Source organism: Peribacillus sedimenti (assembly GCF_046237635.1).
GTDB classification, from domain to species: domain Bacteria; phylum Bacillota; class Bacilli; order Bacillales; family DSM-1321; genus Peribacillus; species Peribacillus sedimenti.
The window spans coordinates 1,368,754-1,389,571 of sequence record NZ_CP143547.1 but is presented as its reverse complement, the minus strand read 5'-3'; the positions used below and the strand labels follow the sequence as shown (position 1 = coordinate 1,389,571).

The window sequence follows — 20,818 nt, the reverse complement described above, 5'->3', positions numbered from 1 at the left end:
CATTGAACAAACAAAGACACTATTCAAAACAATATTCCAGATAAAACAGCAGATATTAAGCTTCTAGAATATTGAGCAAACCTTTGATATTTTTGGACCACTTGAACTGTTCCTTGGCATACCTGTAGCCATTGTCGCCGAGGGAATTCCGCAGCTGCCTATCACCTGCAAGCTTCAGAATATGCTGACTAATTTGTTTTACATCCCTCGTTTCAGCCACCAGTCCGCACCCTGCTTCTGTGATAATTTCAGCTGCGAATCCAGAAACATCCCCCACAATCGGCCTTCCTACACACATATAATCTATTATTTTTCCTGGAAGTACTTTGTTAAAGGCATCTTTTTCCGCTAGACTTACATAGGCAATATGAGAAGACGAAATCTCCATCAATGTGACTCTTCTATTTTTTGCATCGATCAGTTTGATGTTGGTCAGGCCTTTTTCTGTAATCATGTTTTCTACTTCATTGATGCGAATACCGTATCCAATAATCATAAATTCGATATGCCTGTGGTCACTCAGGCAGTCTGCCACCTCGATCAGCTTTAAAATGTCCTGCGCAAGCCCAATATTTCCTGTGTAGATGACCTTAACCCTCTTGGCTGAAGCAGGAGGAAGCGAATTTTTAATATCCAATTCCTCTTCCGTAAGTGAATTAGGGATAAAACGAATACGGTCCGGATTGATTCCTTTTGCCAGGATATAATTACGAAATCGCGGACTGTTTACAATGATTTGGTCAGAACTCCTATACAGCATTTTTTCCAAAGTGAAGGAAGCCTTTAAGATCCCCCTGTTAGTAAACGCACCGACACCGACAAGAGATTCAGGCCATAAATCACGAACATCCGTAATCAATTGGGCTTTCATTCTCCGTTTCGCTATCATTCCTGCTACACTCGGGAAAATAGGCGGTGTGGAAACAAATACATAATCAAATTTTCGTTCCATACGTAAAATGGTGATGATAAATAACAGCATTGCTTCCAAGTAGTGAAACAGCCGATACCAGAGATTATGTGTATATCGCTTTATTTTCCCTGGCTGTATCCTGAGGATATCCTGGCTGTCTATTTCTGTTTCATCCCAAAAATGCTGATCCTCATAGATGCCCCGGCTGGGATAGCTCGGCGTCATCGTCAGCACCGTCACTTCATAGCCACTCCGCTTCAGGTTGAGGTATACGTTCTTCAGCCGATTCCCTGCGCTCCCAATTTCAGGGTAAAAATTTTGCACTACCATCAATACACTTTTCATCCAACACCACCTCAGTCATCAACTGAATACTTACGCCTTGGTTATATTATTGCGAATGAATATGTAGAGGGTATTAATAGAAAATTAAGATTTTTTGAGGATTTTTACAAAGTTGTATAGATGGAATAAATGGGCATAAGTCCTCTTCCGCCAAAAAGGTAATAATGGGAATATGGAAGATTGTCAGACTGCAGCCGGCAAAAAGGATAAGGGTAAAGTAGAAATGGACAGAAATCTGCATGAGGAAAAAAAGTAAAGCATGTGGAGATTATTCGAGTATCTGCATAAGGAAAAAAAGTAAAAAGCTATGCGTACATTATTCGAAAACTACTGATTAGGCCAAAAAAAGTAAAAAGCTATACGGCCATTACCGAAAAACGGAATAAGATAACAAAAACAGGAGGCAGCTTCGCATCCCGTTTTGTAAGAATTTAAATTTCTCACCTTAATAATTGTAAATTTCCAACGGTCTTTCTACCTGAAATGAAATCTACAGAAATACTTTGGCTGTAGCCGCATGTGATAGGTACAATCCTCTGAATTCGTTTCTGTTACGGATCAAAATGGCAACTTTGCCTGCTCAGCTGCTAACCGAGTGCGATGTTACATGACTTTTAGTCTGCCGCAAATCGCATTTTGATAGGATGTTAACAAAAAGGCGAGTGCCTAGACTAAAAAGATCTTATACTCAGGCCGATTTCTTCTTGGAATTACATATATACCATGTTTATATACTCATTTTTCAAAAATTGAACTTACACACCTGTGAATATTGAGTTCATGCTCGAGCTAGGAGGTTTTATGATCGATATCCTCGATTTATGAGCGAAACTCCATGGGCTATGCTCGAAATCTTAAATTAATGCTCGAACGTGTTTTAAAAGCGAACGCATCGTGATAGGCGTAAACCACCTGTCCCTGTGAGGTTTATGGCAAAGAAGCTTCCCTTGGTGCAGCGGAAATCAACACCCATTTTATAGAAAACCTTAATTTCAATGTATATAGTTAAAAGATTTTACTGAGGAAGTGGATGCCAGCTGTAAATACAACCACCTCTACAACTAAAATGTAAATCAGCTTTGGCAATTTGCCCTTGTATCTCTGCCTTTCGAACAAAAACTGAACGAATACACTACCAATCGCTGCTAGTAAACTATTCAAAATGGACATCTAATCTCCTTCCACTATATTATTTAACGTATTTTTTAGTATATGTGACCGAGCCATCCTTCTTAAGAGTGAACGGAATCCTTCTATGCCACGAATTAGCCCAATTGATAAAAAATAGCGTAAGCGCCCTACCCTTTTTTCTGGCTTGTACATATTATAAGACGAGTAGATATTTAGAAAGGAGTGAATAAAATGGCAAATGGCTATGGAGGAAACTTTGCCTTAATCGTTGTATTATTCATCCTATTAATCATCGTTGGTTGCTATTACTGGGGCGGCTACTGATCTGGAAAAAGGCGCTTTAGTCTCTGGTAAGTATGTCACCTGATAATTTATTGCCTCATGTACGATTTAACGGCTGCTCTCTTCCGGGAGCAGCCGTTAATGTTAACAAAGGACCAACATGAAGCTGGCAATTCATAAAAGGTCTATGTTTTGTCCATGCACTTTTAAAAAAAAATCAGTAATCTTCATTCCATACAGAAAAAATGCACTTTTTTGATGAGATTTACGTCCAAAATATAGCTCCTTTTAATACAGCAGCGGGATAAACAGAACTTGCATGCCAATATGGCAAAACATATGAGCTATCATGGAATACTCAAGCCCCTTCTTCCAATAGAGGTAGCCGAACAAAATCCCTCCCAACCCGTTCAAGAGGAAACTCCTTGCGATCATAGTAGCGGTAAGGTCGCCGAACAGCGCCTCTGTGGCTGGAAGATGTCCTGCTGCGAACAAAACAGCTGCTACAGTAATGGCACTCCAATAAATTGCAGCAGGAATTTCATCCTTTTTTCTGGCAAAAAGGTTTTTTAGAATCCAGACGAGCAGACTCATGAAGAAAAGCCTGAGCATGACTTCCTCAAACACACCTCCGTAGAGGATTCCAGCGAGCAAGCCCTGGAAGGAAAAGTGTACATCACCCTCCCCTAACTTCTCAATCTTATCCGCGAAGTAAAATCGGTCTGCAGCCACCGTGAAAAAAGCAAACATAATCCCGCCTGCAATGGATGCAATCAGACCGTTTTTCTGAAACTTCGTTTTATCCTCTTTCAAAAATAAGGATTGCAAAATATCTACTGTCAGACCCGTTCTTCTAACAAGTTTAAATCCAATAAATGAAAGAATAAAGCCTGTGACAATCATTTGCAGTGCTGTAATCCCTGTCAGCTGGCCAGTCGTTAACGGGATCTCCTCCCTCACTTCTGCCGAGATGTTCCCCAATTGGTAAGGAACCAATATAACTGCTCCAATGGCACACACTGCCGCTAGCAGCAGGGAGAGTTTCAGATCAATCCGGTTCATTGTATAGTCTCCTTCTTAATACATTATATTTCTCATTCTCTCTGATTATATGATGTTAGCAATATTTTCCTCCATTGATTTTTGATGCAAAATAAAAAAGGCAATGGATGCTTTCCATGCCTTTGTTTGAACTATATATTATTCCATTTATTATCAAACAGTTTCCACTGTTCGCCGCTCATTCCGGGTTCCAAAGACAATCACTCCTCACAGTCCGTTTGACGCCTGTCGCAACCAGCGCAAGATGAAGCATCATTTATTGTTAATCCCTGTAATTTATGATTGCTTTCCTCAAGCACCTGCTTGATCTCCTCCATTTGTTTCATCGCGGCCTTATATCCCAAGTCAATGAAATCAGCTGCTTTTTGGAAATCCAAAGCACTGACAAACGGCGATTCAGGATATAGCACGAAGTCTGCAAAACTATGCTCTGCCTTCATTTGTGTTTTTAGATGGAAATAAATCACTTGATGCAGCAAGGTACTTAACCCAACCGGCCGATCAGCCGTTTTCATCGGCGATATAGGGTCTACAGCTATCACATGTTTTGCTCCCATTGCTTTACAAACCTGGACCGGGCAGTTCACTAAAATGCCCCCGTCATATAATGTCCTTCCCTTGTAATGCATCGGCTGGAATAATAGCGGAATGGCAAAACTTGCCCTTACTGCTTCACCTATGAGAGCTTGATCATCCCAATCATAGCCTTTGACATGTGTATTGGAAAAAACAAATATGCGTTCTTGATCCATATCCGTTGCGACAATCCCACACGGAGTTCGCAACGATGATAAGGACTTTCCTTCAGTCAGTTCATCCATAAGTCCTTTCAGCCTGTTTCCTTTTAATAACCCTTCAAAATCACGGTTCAGAAATAATGCCTTCTTCAGAATAGCCCGCCAGTCGAGATCGAGATGCCGTCTGTTAAGTGTCGGAACAATTTCCTCCAACTCCGATGGGCTGTAACCGAACGCATGCAAGGCAGCAATCATTGAGCCTGAACTGGTTCCTGCTATATGGGAAATCGTTATTCCGGCTTCATTCAACGCCCTTATCACGCCTATAGCTGTACAGCCTGGGATTCCGCCGCCGGCAAGTGCCAAACCAGTTTCCATCTGATACCCTCTTTCAGCTTATCTAATAAAGGTCCTGATTATATTATTAAATTCCCTAGTATGGTTCCCCGGAACTTCATGACTGGATTTTTTAATTATGACCAGCTGGTTGTTTGGAAGAAGACGAGCCGATTCATCAGCATACCTTCCTGAAATCCTGTCCTTCTCTCCATATACAAGCAAAACAGGTTTTTCTAAGGAGGGGAGCCAATCGTGGCAGGAATAGTGAAGGAATGCTTTGTAATATGAATGTGCATCTGCCGCATTGGTCCGCCTTGAAGCTTTGTACAATCGAAGAAACCTGTCAAATGTATTAATATTAACAATTGATCCAACAAAAGCTAAAGGAAACATGATATGTCTGCCCGCCAGAAACATCGCTCCTTTTACCAGCCCTTTTAAAAATGGGTCTGCAACTTTTGGTGCAGTGCCAATCTGTATCAGGCCTTCCACCCGCTCTGGATATTTTTTAGTGAATTCGAATGCAACCGAAGCACCCGCTGAGTATCCGCAAATCCAGGCAGTTTTAACATCTATATGGTCGAACAGACAGAGCAGGTCCTCTGCAATGTCGGAAAAATCCCAGTCAGTCTGGCTAGGCGACGAATTTCCATGTCCCCTCAAATCAAAAAAAACTGTTCTATACGACTGTGATAAATCGTTTACCTGACCCTGGAACACTTCGCTTGGAAATACTGGCGGATGAACAAATACGATTGGGGTCCCATTGCCCTTGACTTCATAATAAATATGATTTCCTTTATTGTTAACGAAAGGCACTGGTTCCATCCACCTTCCCTGAATGCTGTTAGGATATCAACACATAACTCTTATTTTTTATACCTTAAAAACTGTAAGATAAACCCTTTTGAAGATTCAATCCACACTTAAAGCTGAAAAGGAATGCTATGAAAAAATAAAAAGCCGCCTAAGCAGCTCTAAATTATTCTAAATTCTTTATAATCTTTAAACATAAGAAAATATTAATTCTAACAATCTAAAAAGAAAGAATTTAATACCTTAACCAAAACATCAGGCGAGAATAGTTTCTTAATGAAAGCTAATACTGTAAAAGCTAAAGAATATAAACACATCATGTACCCGTTTTCGCAGGCGTATCGTTGGTGTGTTCTTTTAACCTTTTCCTGGAGTTAATTAAACTGATTAGGCATAGGAGACTCATAGGGGCACAATACCAGATGAAAAGTTGCCCGCCATCATTATAGAAAGGAATGTAAATAACGGACACAAAGAATAAAACAACAGATAATACAAAATAAATGCCGACAGAGTTATGGTAAAAGGAATAGCGGCTCCAATTTACATCGCCAACATGGCTTTGTATTTTCTTGTCAGTTTGATAAAAAAGATATAAGGAGATAATTAAAAACAGGGCATAAAACGGAAGTGTGAATACATACCAGTAGACGTCTAAAATTCGTAAATAAAAGCTTAGGAAGAAGAAAAATCCGGATATAAGCAAGGGTGTAATAAATTTGTATGCGTTTACATTATTAGGTAAACCAAGCACCTTGATCACTCCTTTTTGTAAATCTAAATATGCAGCAAAACTCTTACTTTAATTATACTGTTTCCCGCCGCATGCAGTCCAGTAATTAACAGAATTGGCAACACTATAGCAATCTCTTAAACCCTAAATTGGTAAATCCATAAACCAATCCTTTACTTACCCGGCCGCCTGGAAAAATGATAAACGGAAGTATAAATGATGCTGTTTGCCAGCGAAGCCCTAGTCCGACAACCACTAATATAAGTATCCCTTCCAATGCAAACCCCTTTCCAGATTAGGAAAATCCAATGGCCATCATTTTCAGGATAAGGTGTAATAATAAACCCGATACAATTCAAGTAACAGCGGGAGAAACAAAGCCAATCCCAAATCGTGCGTGATTTTTACCCATCCGGTTGGTGTCGAATCCATTACAGTTTCTTGTATTTCAGCCTGCCGGCTTTTAATCCATGCCCCCCTCTCCACAAATGTTTCCTATCATATTATCTTTATTAAACCATCTCCTGAACATTCCATTGGCCCAGCAAAATTGATGTGCTAAATAAAATGACTACAGGTTATAAATTTGACCTGAGTGTAAAACTAAGTAAAAGATTAGAGCAAAGGATGGGTCTTATGGATTTTTTTCATAGCCACGATACACTTACTGCAATCGGGTGGATACTAAGGGGTTCACTTGCTTTTTTCTTTTTGGTGATTGTTGCGAAAGTCTTAGGGCGTCGTGCTATTTCCCAATTACAAATCCTGGACTTCGTTATTGCGTTGGTTGTCGGAGACATTATCGCCCACCCATTGGCAGAAGCCGATGTGGACTTTAAAGGAGCAATGATTACAACGGTTGTAATTGTGATCCTCTATCTTGGGGGCATTTTTCTAAGCCTTAAGTGGTCCTGGTTTAGGGTGCTCATTACCCACCCTCCAGTCACCATTATCAAGGACGGAGAAATCCTTTATCAGGGATTAAAACAAGCAAGAATCTCAATTGATATGATATTGGAGAAGCTGCGCCAAGAGAAAATAAGTGATGTGAAGAAAGTAGCATTGGCAATCTCGGAAGCAGGCGGTAAATTTTCGGTTTTCCTTGACCCAAAATACGAACCTCTGACCCCTGCGCTTTGCAAGCTGGAGACAGAGCCATTCAATTTGCCAAGGACGATAATAAAGGATGGCAAAATAAATGCAACCGAATTAAAAGAAACTCACAAAGATGAACGTTGGGTGATTACCCATTTGGAACGGTTTTATCAAACTGAAGTCAAAAACGTTCTCCTAGCAACCCTTGATAGGAAGGAAAATCTGCACGTTTTTTTGTATAAATGAAAATCCACTAAGATTTGTGCCTGGCGATATTCTTCCAACATACAAAAATTTCCCCCCTGCATTTTAGAGTTCAACTCGGGATTTTCTATATAATTACGGTTAATTGCTCCCCATCACAATCTATCTCTTTGTTAAACTGTCTTTTGATACAGAGCCCAACATATAGACGAAATGCGGGAAATGCTTCTGCAATAAAGGAAGGTGTTTTTTTTGTTCGCGGCCCACCGTAAGATAATACTCATATTCATATATTGCTCGCATAAATCCCTTGCTATAGACCCACAACTCCAAAGCTAACCTCCCTTCTGTGGATTGAGTTCAATCATCCCCCGCCCAAGACATGACGATAGTGTCGAGAAGTTCTCCTCCCTTTGCTGTGGCTTTATCGTGGTCAATTCCGGGCTGGCGCATTATTTAGGGCTAGCACTGCAAGCCCGATCACGCCATTCCATTTGTTGTCCCCAGCGTACTATTCAGGCGCAAACAAGACTACATGTGTTTTAGCGGTTTGGAAATATTAACTGTATGTACAATGAGTAGGAGGAAGGATATGGACTTACAATCAGGAAAATATTTTTGGCCAACGACTTTCCCCGACGCGCCATCCTATCCAGCAGTGGAGCAGGATCTCAATTGTGATGTGTTAATAATCGGAGGAGGTACTTCCGGTGCACAGTGTGCATACTACCTTGCAGGAACTGACCTTGATGTGATCGTAGTGGAAAAGCAAAAAGTGGGCAGCGGCAGTACTGCCTCTAACACCTCACTCATTCAATATTCAGGGGAAAAGATGTTTACCGATTTAGTTAAAACATTTGGAAACGATTATATTCAAAGGCATCTATATTTGCTGAAAGAGGCAATCAAAGAAATCGAGGCGGCGTCCCAGGCAGCCGAAATCGAATGTGAATTCAAACTCAGAGACACCCTTTATGCTGCCAGCTCAGAGAAGGATATCGATCGCTTGAAAAAAGAGTATGAATTCCTGAAAGAGCATCATTTTGAATTGACCTTTCTGACAAAGGAAGATATTGAGTCCAAATATCCATTTAGCAGAGATGCAGCGATTTATTCATATAATGATGCTGAACTAAATCCTTTTAGATTTACCCACGGCTTATTTGATTACGCCGCCAAAAAGGGTGTCCGCATTTTTGAAAAAACAGAAATGACTGACCAGAAGTATGATGAAGAAACGGAACGGACGATCATTTCAACAATGGCCGGGCATACCATTTCCGCCCGCTATGTTATTTTTGCAGCCGGCTACGAAAACACGGATATAAAAAAGGAGCAAAAAGCATCCTTTGTCAGCACCTATACGGTAACAACGAATCAAGTCGATGACCTCTCTTCATGGTATAAGCGGACACTGATTTGGGAGACGGCGCGCCCCTATTTTTACATGCGTACCACCACCGACAACCGTATCATTATTGGAGGCCTGGATGAAAATACAACTGAACCTGAGGAGAGGGACAAAAAACTGATACAAAAAAAGGATAAACTCATTGAACAGCTCAACAGCATGTTTCCGGATATAAAAGTTGAGGCGGAATATTATCTTTCGGCTTTTTATGGAGGAACGTCAGACGGAATTCCCATAATCGGAAAATACGACAAGTACCCCAAAAGCTACTTCCTAATGGGTTTTGGCGACAATGGCACTGTATATAGCCAGCTGCTTTCTAAAATTATTGTCCGGGAAATTGTCGAAGGTAACAGCCCGGATATGGAGCTGTACTTGCAGGACCGTCCTTTGTTACAAAAAAAATAGTAAAACAGGGCACTGCTGGCAGTGCCCTATAATTTATATTATAAAACGGATAAAAAATAGAGTATCTGCTTTAGGATAAGTCTGGACGCCATGTTTTATTTCTTTCAACCATAAAATGAACAAAAATTAAAATGCTGAACTTACAAATCATCCTTTTTAGCATGCGTGTTACAGGATTGGAATCCGATCAAATCCGACCCTCTTCTTCTAATATTTTTACAAAGGCATCTACCACTTCTGGATCATAGTGGGTGTCAGCCAACCTTCTTAGTTCATCGACAGCAAACTGAATATCTAATCCCCGGCGATAGGCACGGTCCTCTATCATAGCGTCAAATGTATCACTTACTGCAATAATGCGGGCTTCCAGAAGAATTTCATCACCTTTTAATCCATGCGGATAACCGGTACCATTCAATCTCTCATGGTGCTGTTCAATGATTTCCGCTATCCCATCGTAATAGAGATGTTTAACCATTGCCGCCCCATCCAATGGATGACGTTTTATTATTGCAAATTCCTCGTCCGTTAACTTGCCAGGCTTGTTTAGAATTTCTTCAGGTGTATTTATTTTTCCTACGTCATGCAATAGGGAAGCTATATATAAATTCTCGAGTCTTTCCTTTGATAGCTTTAAGCTCTTTGCAATTTTCATTGCATATACTGAGACTCTTTCACTATGTTTCAGGGTATATCGGTCTTTTTTCTCAACTTCATCCACTTTATTTTTTAAATCTGTAACACTATCACTTAACTGATAAAAGGTTGGCTCAGTAATTATCCATAAATAAACTACATCTGTTATGGTGGTAAAATGGACAGGATCTTCTAAATTTTTTGCTGAATAATAGTCATTTGGTCCAAGCCTAATTTTTTCGCCATTTAGCTCACAAACCATTTCACCTTGCAAAATATAAAAAAACTCCATTACATTAGGGTTGTCACTGGGATATACATAAAATTCATTATCGTATGCAATAGTTTGTATCATGCATTCGACTCCGTCTCCATGTGCAAGCAAACCAATACTATACAAATCAAAAGAAACTTGTTCTATGAAAGAATTCTTTTTCCCTATGGTAAAAGCCACATGTACCACCTCTAAATTATGGTTGCATAAAAAACGAGCCTACTTTAAAAATAGACTCGTTTTCTCATTACAATCATATAACAAACCATGTATTACCATCAATGGATATTTATTAAAGGCTATCGTGAGAATTTAATGACGCGCACAGGATCAATCCACACCCATCTGTCAGCAAAGCGGACCAATGTCCAGCTGCATTCTGCAATGACTCCTTTTTCAGCAGCCTTTTTAATCGCTTCATTGGACATTTTAAGTGTTTCATTGTAAACAGTAGTAATGACTTTATCAAGATCCTCTGTAAATTGTTTTGTTTTTTCCTGATATTTTAGACTTTTACTATCTAACTTCTCTTTAAGCTTATTTATTTTTTCGTTTATTTTCTTTTCATCCTTATCTTCTTCTGTAACCATCTGGTATGTTGTTGTTTCTATCTCTGCTTCGATAGCTGCCATTTGGCTTTGTATTCTAGATTGCTCTTCTGCCAGCTTTCTATCAATCTCTAAAAGTTTCTCATTTAATTTACTTCTGCTATCTGCATCTCTAGCTTGGTCTAATTCCGCCAAAGTCTTTGCTTTTTCTTCTTTTAATTTAACGACTTTGTCGCCTTCTTCTATCTTACGTACTTCGTATAAGTATTTTCCATGCAGCTCATCAGCCTTTTTTACTGCGTTTTGTATCTTCTCATCAATCTCTCTATTTGTTTTTCCGATCATTTCCAATGCTTTTGAAATATCATCGTCTGTCGATGCAAATGCAGGGGATCCTACACTTAAAAATAATAGAGCTGAAAATAAAATCGCCAATACTTTTTTCATGAAACTACCCCTCTCCTTTAATCATATCGAAATATTAAAAGGCCCTTTTCTTTGCAAAAGGGCCCTTAGGTTTGCAACTGGCTGGCATAGCAAAATGTTCCCTGCTTTAGCCCCTTTAGCTTTGCGTCCATATCCTTTCAGATAGGTTGCCCTTATTGAATATGTAATTTAGTATATTTTTACTATAAAGGGAAAAATGAACCAAGTCTATGTCTACTTTTGTAATATTATGTAAATTATTAAGACTTTTTTAAAAAAATCTATTTATACTGCTGAAAAATGCAGCAAAATAACATAGAAATTTAGGAAAAACTAGTATTTTTGATGCGGTTTATGTAAGAGTGTCTACTCACCCGCCATTTACCACAAGTACTGAACCTAATGCATGGTAAGGGGCACAGTCCAGATTGCTTGAAATCCACTTTCTGCCTGGGTCATAATGAATGTAAATGGAGCGTGCGACCTTTATGTCGCACACCACGTTATCATATCAAGATATTTACACGCATAAACGCTACCAGTGGGGTGATTTAAATTGAAAATAGGAATCATTGGACTCGGGGATATTGCACAAAAGGCGTACCTCCCTGTCCTTTCTGAAAAAGAAGGCATCGAATTGGTCCTGTGCACGAGAAATGCTGAGACTTTGAGCAGATTATCCAAGAAATATAGAACGGAAGAAACTGTCCACAGTGTGAACGAACTGATCAGCAAAAACATTGATGCGGCCTTTGTCAGTACGGCGACAGAAGCACATTTTGAAATAGCTGAGAAATTGCTTCAAAGCGGAATACATATTTACGTAGACAAGCCTATATCAATGAATTATGAGGAAACCGAAAGAATTGTCCAGCTTTCACAAGAGAGTGGCAAGATTGCAATGGTCGGCTTCAATCGAAGGTTTATCCCGAGGGTGGATGAGCTTAAGGAGCATGGGAAAGCGTCCTTGATCCTCATGCAAAAAAACAGATTCGCTGCTCCGGATCATGTAAGGAGGTTTGTGGTAGAGGATTTTATCCATGTGGTAGATACGCTTAGATTTTTAATGGGAAGTCCGGTACAGGATGTAAAGGTAGAGTTCCTAATGAATGACGATATAATGGATCATTTGGTGATCCAGTTAATTGGCGACGGCTGTATTGCCATCGGAGTCATGAACAGAAATGGCGGCGTTACAGAAGAAACTATTGAATATCATACAGGACGACATAAATATGTAGTAAACAGCCTTGTGGAAACAACACATTTTCATAATAAAGAGATAAGCATAACTAAATTCGGCGACTGGGAGCCGACCTTGTACAAGCGGGGCTTCTATCAAATCGTGGACCATTTTATCGATTGTGTACAGAATAATAAAACTCCCGATCCATCGATTCAAGATTCCTTGATCACTCATGAGATTTGCGAAAGAATCGTTATCAAGATAAACCAAGATTCGTAAACATATAATATCGATATAATGGCAAGCCAGAGATAGTTCTGGCTTGTTTTCATATCTATGTAAAACTGCCCTGTTAAAAAATAGCTAATCTCGAAATGCATGAGTTTTTTATAGTAAAATGACAGCTTTGCCGGTTTAAAAAGCACGAAATATCCACATACGATTCCTTGTCACTTTGCCAGACCTCCCATTCTTTCAACTCTTTCCCCTATCCCCTTTAAACTTCAGCCTTTCTTTATTCAGTCAGACCCAGCTGATCTCAGCCTCCCCCATATTGCTCTTTGATTGTTTCTAGGACTGTATATACTAGCCTTTTCTCACCGTTTACATGTATTTTCAAAAAATAGCCATCCTAATAATAATTCTAATTATATAGAGGTTACGGATGAAACGATCCACTCGCCTTCTGCAATGAACGTCATTATGAAACTTGAAGGGAGATCTGGTTTTGAAACTGTATCAGATAAGAAAAGGGCAATTTGTATACTATAACAACGAGTTACACAAGGTATATGGAGTAAAACCAATGTATAAACTATCTGTCCATCTTATTAAACTGAGGGATTTGACACAGCATATCACCAATGCTGCCAGTGTGGAAAGGTATATCGCTAAGGAAAATGACAGCTTTATTTTCAATCATAAGGTATACACGCTCAAGAATAACCAACATCCTCAGGCAGGAGATTTTATTTTGATTAACAATCCGACTCCGGATACCCTGGATAATTATTCATTAAATGAAATCGAAATAGTGGAAACTGTTGATAGAAAAGGAGTAGTAACAAGTGATTCTAACGGAATCAAGCACCATGAATATTTATTGATGGTACCTGGCCGTGCGTCTGACAGCCACCCTATTGATTATAAAGATATGGTCAATATGGCAGAAGAATTCATAGATGAAACGGGGCAGCACATTAACAATCAATTAACTCCAAAGCTGGGGGACATCTATAAAAAGGTGGACAGCGATATTTTAATCGAGACGATGGTCGTGGCAATCAGAGGTGAAGGCGTTTGCCTTGGAGGCGGTTTAGAGGTGTCGCAAGACGAGCTGTCGGATTTAAATAAGTGGGAATTCCAATATAACGCCTTCGATACCTGACTTCAAAACCTGACGTTACTTTCCCTGCTGAATGAACAGTATAACGGAATACAATATTCTTCAAACGTGCCAGGAGGTCTCTATGGATCGTAGTAAATTACAAGAAAACAGTGTTTTTATTATCTCATTATTGCTTACCCTCATTTTCATTGTTTGGGGAGTTTTTTTCACCGAAAATCTAACCAAGATCACGAACGCCATTTATAATGGCTCCATTGATTATCTCGGATGGGTTTATCTTGGTTCTACCCTATTCTTTGTGTTTTTTTCCGTCTATTTACTGTTTTCAAAGTATGGCAATATTAAGCTCGGCAGGCAGACAGACGAGCCTGATTTCAGTACTGGATCCTGGCTTGCGATGTTGTTCGGTGCGGGAATGGGGATCGGGATAGTTTACTGGAGTGTAGCAGAACCAGTAACCCACTACACAGCTCCTCCCTACGGCAAAGGATATACTGTCGAAGCAGCCAACACAGCTTTAAAATATACCTTCTTTCATTGGGGGCTGCACCCATGGGCTATATACACTGTCATTGGGTTAGCCCTTGCATTTTTTCAATATAACAAGAGGCTTCCCGCGGCCATCAGTTCAGCATTCCATCCGATTTTAGGCGACAGAATCTATGGACCGATAGGCAAAACGATCGATATCCTGTCCATCTTTGCAACAGTTTTCGGTATCGCCACTTCCTTAGGGCTTGGCGCCATGCAGGTCACTGCGGGAATGCATGATATATTCGGTATCCCCCATACGTTATATAGCCAGCTGATTGTCATTGCTGTCGCAACAGTCATTTTTATCTTCTCCATTACCACAGGATTGGAAAGGGGGATAAAATACTTATCCAACTCAGCCATCATCCTGTCTGTAGCGATTATGGTGCTGATTCTGCTTGCAGGTCCGGCGCTGACCGTTATTCAAGTGTTTTTCAATACGATGGGTCTTTATATTAGTGATTTTTTAGAAATGAGCTTAAGGATAAATCCCTTTGGCAAAAATGAATGGATTGCATCATGGACCTTATTTTACTGGGCATGGTGGATAGCATGGGCTCCATTCGTCGGAATGTTTATTGCCCGGGTCTCAAAAGGACGGACACTAAGAGAGTTCGTTGTTGGGGTATTGATTGTGCCTACCCTGGGAACATGTCTGTGGATGTCTGTATTTGGGGGATCGGCACTTGAATTGGTCCAAAATCAAGCAAACCACGACCTGGCTAAAAATATCGCAGAAAATGTCTCATTGTCCATTTTTATATTCTTTGACCATCTGCCATTAAGCTCCCTGTTGAGCATCTTGGGATTTGCGGTGGTAGCCATTTACTATATCACGGTTGCCGATACCGCCACCTTTGTATTGGGCATGCTAAGTGAAGGCGGGACACTTAACCCTTCAAACAAAATAAAAATAACATGGGGTGTCATCCAATCTGCTTTAGCGGCTGTATTACTTTTAGCTGGCGGGTTAAATGTACTGCAAACTGCATCCATTGCAGCGGCCCTTCCCTTTGCTATCATCATGTTCGTCATGTGCTTCTCATTGGTAAAAGGGTTAAGAACTGAAGTGGCCATAAAAAGAGGCAGCAAAAGAAGTGTGCCCCATTCCTAATCTGTATGAAATAACTATGTTTACAAATATCTTCGGTTAAAAGATTTTCCGCTTAGTTTTGTAATGTTCACTGGATTTATTTTCATCTCGATGAGGCTCAAGCCTTCTTTATTTTGAATCTTGGCGTTGGAGTGCATTTCAATTGTAGTTGCCAAAAACTCAGTCTGCACCGCCTATACCTGTAACTTTTCCAAGCGAGGACGTATATCCGAGAGAGCCTTTCACCATAAAGGCTCTTTCCCATTCCACTTTTTCTTCGGATTGCCAGCATCTTCATTGCATAATTGATCCGCCCCTGTCCCAGTAGATTTATTGGAAATCAACATACTGAACGAACCCCTGCTAATTCTAAAACATTGTATATATCTATTGAACACCCGCAGAAAGACGATGTTATTGCGGTAAATAAAAAAACGTTTTCATAAAATAATAAAAGCGCTTGCAAAATTAAAAATGCACGATATAATACTTGTATACAAGTATACTTAAATAAAAACGAGGTGGATATATGGCTGATTCTATGGAATTCCTCTATCCTGCTAAATGGCTTTCAAAAGCATCAGCCGGTGACCGGGTAACCAGTGAGCTTCGAATGCGCATTATTTCCGGCATGATTGAAAGCGGTACCATCTTATCCGAAAATAAATTGGCTGCTGATTTTGCCGTCAGCCGGTCACCTGTCCGAGAAGCGCTGAGAACTTTGGCATCTGAAAATATAATCCGATTAGAACGAATGGGTGCCGTCGTTATTGGCCTGACAGAAAAAGAAATAGAAGAGATCTATGATGTCCGCCTTCTGATTGAAACATTCGTATTCGAACGGCTTGTAAAGATGGATACTGAAACCTTGGCAAAGGAACTGAGTAAAATCCTTGAAATGATGAAAGTTGCCATTAAATACAGTGACGCTGATGAGTTCTCCTACCAGGATGTCATGTTTCATGAGACTATTATCCGGGCGATTAAACATTCATACATTCTGATGATCTGGAATAATTTAAAGCCCGTGATGGAAGGTTTCATTTTATTATCCATGCGCATGCGTTTCAAAGAAAAATATGAAGACTTTGATCGGATTGTCAAAAATCATGAACTTTATATTGAAGCGATCAAAGCAAAAGATAGAGCACTTATGGTCAAGTCCTTGCATCAAAATTTTGATGATGTTCAGGGAAGCGTAGAGGACCTGTGGATGTCACAGGAAATGCGGTCTAAAGGAGTAGAGAAGTCAAATGACTGACTATATGTTAGGGATAGATATTGGTACAACAAGTACTAAAGCAGTCTTATTCAGTGAAAAAGGCGAAGTGATCGAACAGGAAAATATCGGATACCCGCTATATACACCCGATATTTCAACAGCTGAGCAAAACCCGGAAGAAATCTTCCAGGCGGTTCTAGAGGCCATGGCGAACATAATGAGACGTCATTCCGCAAAGAAACTATCGTTTGTCTCATTTAGCAGTGCAATGCATAGTGTGATTGCCATGGATGAAAATGATGAGCCGCTCACCCCTTGTATCACCTGGGCAGATAACCGAAGTGAAGCATGGGCGCAAAAAATAAAAAATGAATTAAATGGGCATGAAATTTATAAACGGACAGGCACTCCCATCCACCCGATGTCACCATTAAGCAAGGTGGCCTGGATCGTGAATGAACGTCCTGAAATCGCTGCCAAAGCCAAAAAGTATATCGGGATTAAGGAATATATCTTTAAAAAGTTCTTTGGCCAGTATGTTGTCGATCATTCCCTGGCATCTGCCATGGGCATGATGAATCTGCAGAATCTTGATTGGGATGAGGAAGCTTTAAAAATAGCAGGAGTTACACGGGCACAATTATCAGAGCTTGTACCGACAACGAAAAGCTTTACGGACTGCAATCCCAAGCTGGCTGCACAGATCGGCATCGACCCGCAAACACCTTTTATCATTGGTGCCAGTGATGGGGTTCTCTCCAACCTAGGTGTAAACGCGATACGACAAGGGGAAATTGCGGTCACGATCGGGACAAGCGGCGCCATCCGTACCATTATTGATAAGCCGCAAACAGATGCAAAGGGCCGGATCTTTTGTTATGCATTAACAGAAAAACATTGGGTCATTGGCGGCCCGGTAAATAACGGCGGTATGGTTCTTCGCTGGATCAGGGATGAGTTTGCCTCTTCCGAAATAGAAACAGCCAAAAGACTGGGAATTGACCCATACGAGGTATTAACCAAGATTGCCGAGCGTGTAAGGCCAGGAGCTGATGGATTGTTATTCCATCCATATCTGGCAGGTGAACGGGCTCCCCTTTGGAATCCGGACGTACGCGGATCATTCTTCGGCTTAACCTTGTCACATAAGAAAGAACATATGATTAGAGCTGCGCTTGAGGGAGTCATTTACAATTTATATACAGTATTTTTAGCCTTGATGGAATGCATGGACAGCCCTGTAACCCGCATTCAGGCAACTGGAGGATTCGCAAGATCGGATGTTTGGCGCCAAATGATGTCCGACATATTCGAATCCGAGCTTGCTGTTCCAGAAAGCTATGAAAGTTCCTGTTTGGGAGCTTGTATCTTAGGCCTTTATGCCCTGGGGAAAATTGAATCTTTTGAGGTGGCTGCCGAAATGGTTGGAACTACCTACACACACAAACCAAATAAAGAAGCCGTGCATGAGTACAGGCAATTATTGCCGATATTCATTAACCTATCCAGGGTTTTGGAAGAGGACTATAAGAATATTGCAAACTATCAAAGAAGCTTAATAAACCACTAGAATCATACTTGGAGGAATGAAAAATGCCATTAGTTATTGTAGCAATCGGTATTTTAGCCCTATTGATATTAATTATGGGCTTAAAATTAAATACCTTTATTTCCCTGATCATTGTAGCATTTGGAGTGGCTTTGGCACTTGGGATGCCATTAGATACAATTGTAAAAACCATTGAAGCCGGTTTAGGCGGAACACTTGGACATTTAGCTTTGATCTTTGGGCTTGGGGCCATGCTGGGCAAGCTGATTGCTGATTCAGGAGGGGCCCAGCGAATCGCGATGACCCTCGTAAATAAATTTGGAGAGAAAAATATTCAATGGGCCGTTGTCGCCTCTTCCTTCATTATCGGGGTTGCTCTATTTTTTGAAGTAGGTTTAGTATTATTAATTCCAATCGTATTTGCTATTTCGAGAGAATTAAAGGTTTCTATATTGTATCTTGGTATTCCGATGACAGCTGCATTATCCGTAACACACGGATTCCTGCCTCCTCATCCCGGACCAACTGTTATTGCCGGAGAATATGGTGCAAACCTTGGCGAAGTATTACTTTACGGCTTTATTATTGCTGTTCCAACAGTCATTATCGCTGGACCTATATTTACAAAGCTTGCGAAAAAAATTGTACCAGACTCATTTAATAAAACAGGAAGCATTGCTTCTTTAGGTGAACAAAGAGCATTTAAGCTTGAAGATACTCCAGGTTTTGGAATCAGTGTATTTACTGCCATTCTTCCAGTTATTCTAATGTCAATTGCTACTATTATTACACTGGTTCAAAAGACAATGGGAATTGAAGATAATAGTTTCCTGGCAGTGATTCGTTTCATTGGTGAAGCTGGTACATCCATGCTGATCTCTTTATTAGTTGCAATCTACACAATGGGACTTGCAAGAAAAATACCTATCAAGAATATCATGGAATCCTGTACAACAGCTATTAGCCACATCGGAATGATGCTCTTAATCATTGGAGGCGGCGGAGCCTTCAAACAGGTTTTGATTGATGGCGGTGTAGGTGATTATGTTGCCGAATTATTTAAGGATACTTCCTTATCGCCAATCTTACTGGCTTGGATCATCGCTGCAATCTTACGTATCTCTTTAGGGTCTGCTACTGTTTCAGCTTTGACAACAGCTGGGTTGGTCATTCCTATGTTAGGACAATCTGACGTAAATTTAGCATTAGTCGTTCTTGCTACTGGAGCTGGAAGTTTAATAGCTTCGCATGTCAACGATGCAGGCTTCTGGATGTTCAAGGAATACTTTGGTTTAAGCATGAAAGAAACATTTGCAACATGGACTTTACTTGAGACCATTATTTCGGTGGCTGGATTAGGATTTGTGCTTCTGTTAAGTTTATTCGTATAATAAATCTTTATCGTACACTCACAGATTTCATAATTCACAGTCGGATTTGTAATCGCTTCCCAAATAAAAAGAACCATATATAGACGTAAATGACTTCTAAGCCCTGACGGATCCGGGATTTTCCCTTCGTTAGGGCGTTTTGCTGTTGATTGTTTGGGTATCGATTAAGACTTTCTTTTCTAGCTGCATATCGTCCTACAGTAGCTTGTGTTCTCTTGTTCAGTGATAAAAGCAATTAATTAAGTGTCCTTTATAGATTGCACTGGGGTATCCCTTCCTCTACGATTTGCTATTGAATTATAGTTACCTGCCTGGATATAAAGCAATGCCTGGATATTTTTTGTTAACCTACCATAAAGAAGCGGCTACCATTTATGGAAAAAGGTCAATGCGAATTTCATCAAAAGGAATCGGGCGTCTTTTTCGGTGCAGCAAACCCCGGGAGAAGTCTGTTCATTTGTAAATGGAAAAACCCGGGTTAAAATATGAATTTTCCGCTTTATGAGTGGTGTTTGCTATACCGCTGTGTTCTGTGGCAGTGATAAATAAGTTTTCGCCGCAGACGTTAAAGCTGGGGGTTTTTATGAAGGAGGAGACATAAATGGCTGGTGAATATGCTATAGATATTCGGCTTGTAGACTTGGCAGATGCTGCACTGCTGGAGCTCGAAAAAAATAATAGATATTTCTTCCAAAAATATACACCTTTAAAAAAAGAGGAGTTCTATACCTTACAAGGCCAAATCGACCGGATAAAGAAGAGCATTTCAAATGCATCCCAGGACGCTGGCTATACGTTTGGCATACTCCTTAAGGACGCCGGGGCATTGATAGGAGTCGTAAGTTTAACTGAGGTAGTCAGAGGTGATTTGCAAAGCTGCTGGATTGGCTATTGTCTCGACAAAAACAATAACGGGAAAGGTTACATGACTCAGGCGGTAAGACTTGCAGTAGGATATGGCTTTGGCAAGCTAAAGCTGCACCGAATCGAAGCGGGAGTAATGCCGCATAATAGAGCTTCGATAAGGGTTCTTGAAAAGGCCGGCTTCCACAAGGAAGGAATTGGCCGGCAGAATGTAAGAATCAATGGCAAGTGGGAAGACCATCAAACATTGGCGATTATTAACAACGAATAG

The 20,818-nt window shown here is 40.4% G+C and carries 17 protein-coding genes and 1 riboswitch; of the genes, 10 read left to right on the top strand and 7 right to left on the bottom strand.

Annotation, left to right across the window (positions count from 1 at the left end; genetic code table 11):
- Window positions 1-55: 55 nt before the first annotated feature.
- Window positions 56-1,258: a glycosyltransferase family 4 protein gene (locus V1500_RS06920; protein ID WP_409304845.1), complete on the bottom strand. Its 1,203-nt coding sequence runs from the start codon at window positions 1,256-1,258 to the stop codon at window positions 56-58.
- Window positions 1,259-2,620: 1,362 nt separating this feature from the next.
- On the opposite strand from V1500_RS06920, the gene V1500_RS06915 reads away from it, so the two are divergent.
- Window positions 2,621-2,713: a YjcZ family sporulation protein gene (locus V1500_RS06915; protein ID WP_409304844.1), complete on the top strand. Its 93-nt coding sequence runs from the start codon at window positions 2,621-2,623 to the stop codon at window positions 2,711-2,713.
- 246 nt (window positions 2,714-2,959) lie between these two features.
- On the opposite strand, the gene V1500_RS06910 is transcribed toward V1500_RS06915, so the two are convergent.
- From V1500_RS06910 to V1500_RS06895, 4 genes are all read right to left on the bottom strand, one after another.
- Complete coding sequence (locus tag V1500_RS06910) at window positions 2,960-3,733, bottom strand: CPBP family intramembrane glutamic endopeptidase (RefSeq protein WP_409304843.1); 774 nt, start codon at window positions 3,731-3,733, stop codon at window positions 2,960-2,962.
- Window positions 3,734-3,933: 200 nt separating this feature from the next.
- Window positions 3,934-4,848 carry a patatin-like phospholipase family protein gene (locus tag V1500_RS06905; RefSeq protein WP_409304842.1) on the bottom strand — a complete coding sequence of 305 codons (915 nt, stop codon included), beginning with the start codon at window positions 4,846-4,848 and terminating at the stop codon, window positions 3,934-3,936.
- 18 nt (window positions 4,849-4,866) lie between these two features.
- Window positions 4,867-5,628, bottom strand: a complete 762-nt coding sequence (locus tag V1500_RS06900; protein WP_409304841.1) for an alpha/beta fold hydrolase — start codon at window positions 5,626-5,628, stop codon at window positions 4,867-4,869.
- 854 nt (window positions 5,629-6,482) lie between these two features.
- Window positions 6,483-6,635, bottom strand: coding sequence for a hypothetical protein (locus V1500_RS06895; RefSeq protein WP_409304840.1), 153 nt, complete (start codon window positions 6,633-6,635; stop codon window positions 6,483-6,485).
- A gap of 359 nt (window positions 6,636-6,994) precedes the next feature.
- On the opposite strand from V1500_RS06895, the gene V1500_RS06890 reads away from it, so the two are divergent.
- Window positions 6,995-7,699, top strand: a complete 705-nt coding sequence (locus V1500_RS06890; RefSeq protein WP_409304839.1) for a DUF421 domain-containing protein — start codon at window positions 6,995-6,997, stop codon at window positions 7,697-7,699.
- Window positions 7,700-8,249: 550 nt separating this feature from the next.
- Entirely contained in the window at window positions 8,250-9,476 is a 1,227-nt protein-coding gene (locus V1500_RS06885; RefSeq protein WP_409304838.1) for an NAD(P)/FAD-dependent oxidoreductase, read from the top strand.
- 187 nt (window positions 9,477-9,663) lie between these two features.
- Here the strand turns inward: V1500_RS06885 and V1500_RS06880 are convergent, their stop codons facing one another.
- Entirely contained in the window at window positions 9,664-10,566 is a 903-nt protein-coding gene (locus V1500_RS06880) for an HD domain-containing phosphohydrolase (RefSeq protein ID WP_409304837.1), read from the bottom strand.
- Window positions 10,567-10,685: 119 nt separating this feature from the next.
- Window positions 10,686-11,381, bottom strand: a complete 696-nt coding sequence (locus V1500_RS06875; RefSeq protein ID WP_409304836.1) for a hypothetical protein — start codon at window positions 11,379-11,381, stop codon at window positions 10,686-10,688.
- 69 nt (window positions 11,382-11,450) lie between these two features.
- Window positions 11,451-11,542, bottom strand: a riboswitch (cyclic di-GMP riboswitch).
- A 374-nt stretch (window positions 11,543-11,916) separates the two neighbouring features.
- Here V1500_RS06875 and V1500_RS06870 point away from each other — a divergent pair.
- The 7 genes from V1500_RS06870 (at window position 11,917) to V1500_RS06840 (ending at window position 20,818) form a co-directional block, all read left to right on the top strand.
- Window positions 11,917-12,825, top strand: a complete 909-nt coding sequence (locus V1500_RS06870; protein WP_409304835.1) for a Gfo/Idh/MocA family protein — start codon at window positions 11,917-11,919, stop codon at window positions 12,823-12,825.
- 448 nt (window positions 12,826-13,273) lie between these two features.
- Window positions 13,274-13,933: a hypothetical protein gene (locus tag V1500_RS06865; protein WP_409304834.1), complete on the top strand. Its 660-nt coding sequence runs from the start codon at window positions 13,274-13,276 to the stop codon at window positions 13,931-13,933.
- An 82-nt stretch (window positions 13,934-14,015) separates the two neighbouring features.
- Complete coding sequence (locus V1500_RS06860) at window positions 14,016-15,542, top strand: glycine betaine uptake BCCT transporter (RefSeq protein ID WP_409304833.1); 1,527 nt, start codon at window positions 14,016-14,018, stop codon at window positions 15,540-15,542.
- Window positions 15,543-16,050: 508 nt separating this feature from the next.
- Window positions 16,051-16,782: a GntR family transcriptional regulator gene (locus V1500_RS06855; RefSeq protein ID WP_409304832.1), complete on the top strand. Its 732-nt coding sequence runs from the start codon at window positions 16,051-16,053 to the stop codon at window positions 16,780-16,782.
- Window positions 16,775-18,313 carry a gluconokinase gene (gene gntK / locus V1500_RS06850; RefSeq protein ID WP_409304831.1) on the top strand — a complete coding sequence of 513 codons (1,539 nt, stop codon included), beginning with the start codon at window positions 16,775-16,777 and terminating at the stop codon, window positions 18,311-18,313. Before V1500_RS06855 ends, gntK begins: the two co-directional genes overlap by 8 nt.
- Window positions 18,314-18,336: 23 nt before the next feature.
- A complete protein-coding gene (locus V1500_RS06845) occupies window positions 18,337-19,683 on the top strand; it encodes a GntP family permease (protein ID WP_409304830.1) in 1,347 nt (448 codons plus the stop codon).
- A gap of 601 nt (window positions 19,684-20,284) precedes the next feature.
- Window positions 20,285-20,818 carry a GNAT family N-acetyltransferase gene (locus V1500_RS06840; protein ID WP_409304829.1) on the top strand — a complete coding sequence of 178 codons (534 nt, stop codon included), beginning with the start codon at window positions 20,285-20,287 and terminating at the stop codon, window positions 20,816-20,818.

Bases quoted from the DNA above. Each gene is read 5' to 3' on its own strand.
- V1500_RS06920 (WP_409304845.1), bottom strand. From the start codon at position 1,258: ATGAAAAGTGTATTGATGGTAGTGCAAAATTTTTACCCTGAAATTGGG.
- V1500_RS06915 (WP_409304844.1), top strand. From the start codon at position 2,621: ATGGCAAATGGCTATGGAGGAAACTTTGCCTTAATCGTTGTATTATTC.
- V1500_RS06910 (WP_409304843.1), bottom strand. From the start codon at position 3,733: ATGAACCGGATTGATCTGAAACTCTCCCTGCTGCTAGCGGCAGTGTGT.
- V1500_RS06905 (WP_409304842.1), bottom strand. From the start codon at position 4,848: ATGGAAACTGGTTTGGCACTTGCCGGCGGCGGAATCCCAGGCTGTACA.
- V1500_RS06890 (WP_409304839.1), top strand. From the start codon at position 6,995: ATGGATTTTTTTCATAGCCACGATACACTTACTGCAATCGGGTGGATA.
- V1500_RS06885 (WP_409304838.1), top strand. From the start codon at position 8,250: ATGGACTTACAATCAGGAAAATATTTTTGGCCAACGACTTTCCCCGAC.
- V1500_RS06875 (WP_409304836.1), bottom strand. From the start codon at position 11,381: ATGAAAAAAGTATTGGCGATTTTATTTTCAGCTCTATTATTTTTAAGT.
- V1500_RS06860 (WP_409304833.1), top strand. From the start codon at position 14,016: ATGGATCGTAGTAAATTACAAGAAAACAGTGTTTTTATTATCTCATTA.
- V1500_RS06855 (WP_409304832.1), top strand. From the start codon at position 16,051: ATGGCTGATTCTATGGAATTCCTCTATCCTGCTAAATGGCTTTCAAAA.
- gntK (WP_409304831.1), top strand. From the start codon at position 16,775: ATGACTGACTATATGTTAGGGATAGATATTGGTACAACAAGTACTAAA.
- V1500_RS06845 (WP_409304830.1), top strand. From the start codon at position 18,337: ATGCCATTAGTTATTGTAGCAATCGGTATTTTAGCCCTATTGATATTA.
- V1500_RS06840 (WP_409304829.1), top strand. From the start codon at position 20,285: ATGGCTGGTGAATATGCTATAGATATTCGGCTTGTAGACTTGGCAGAT.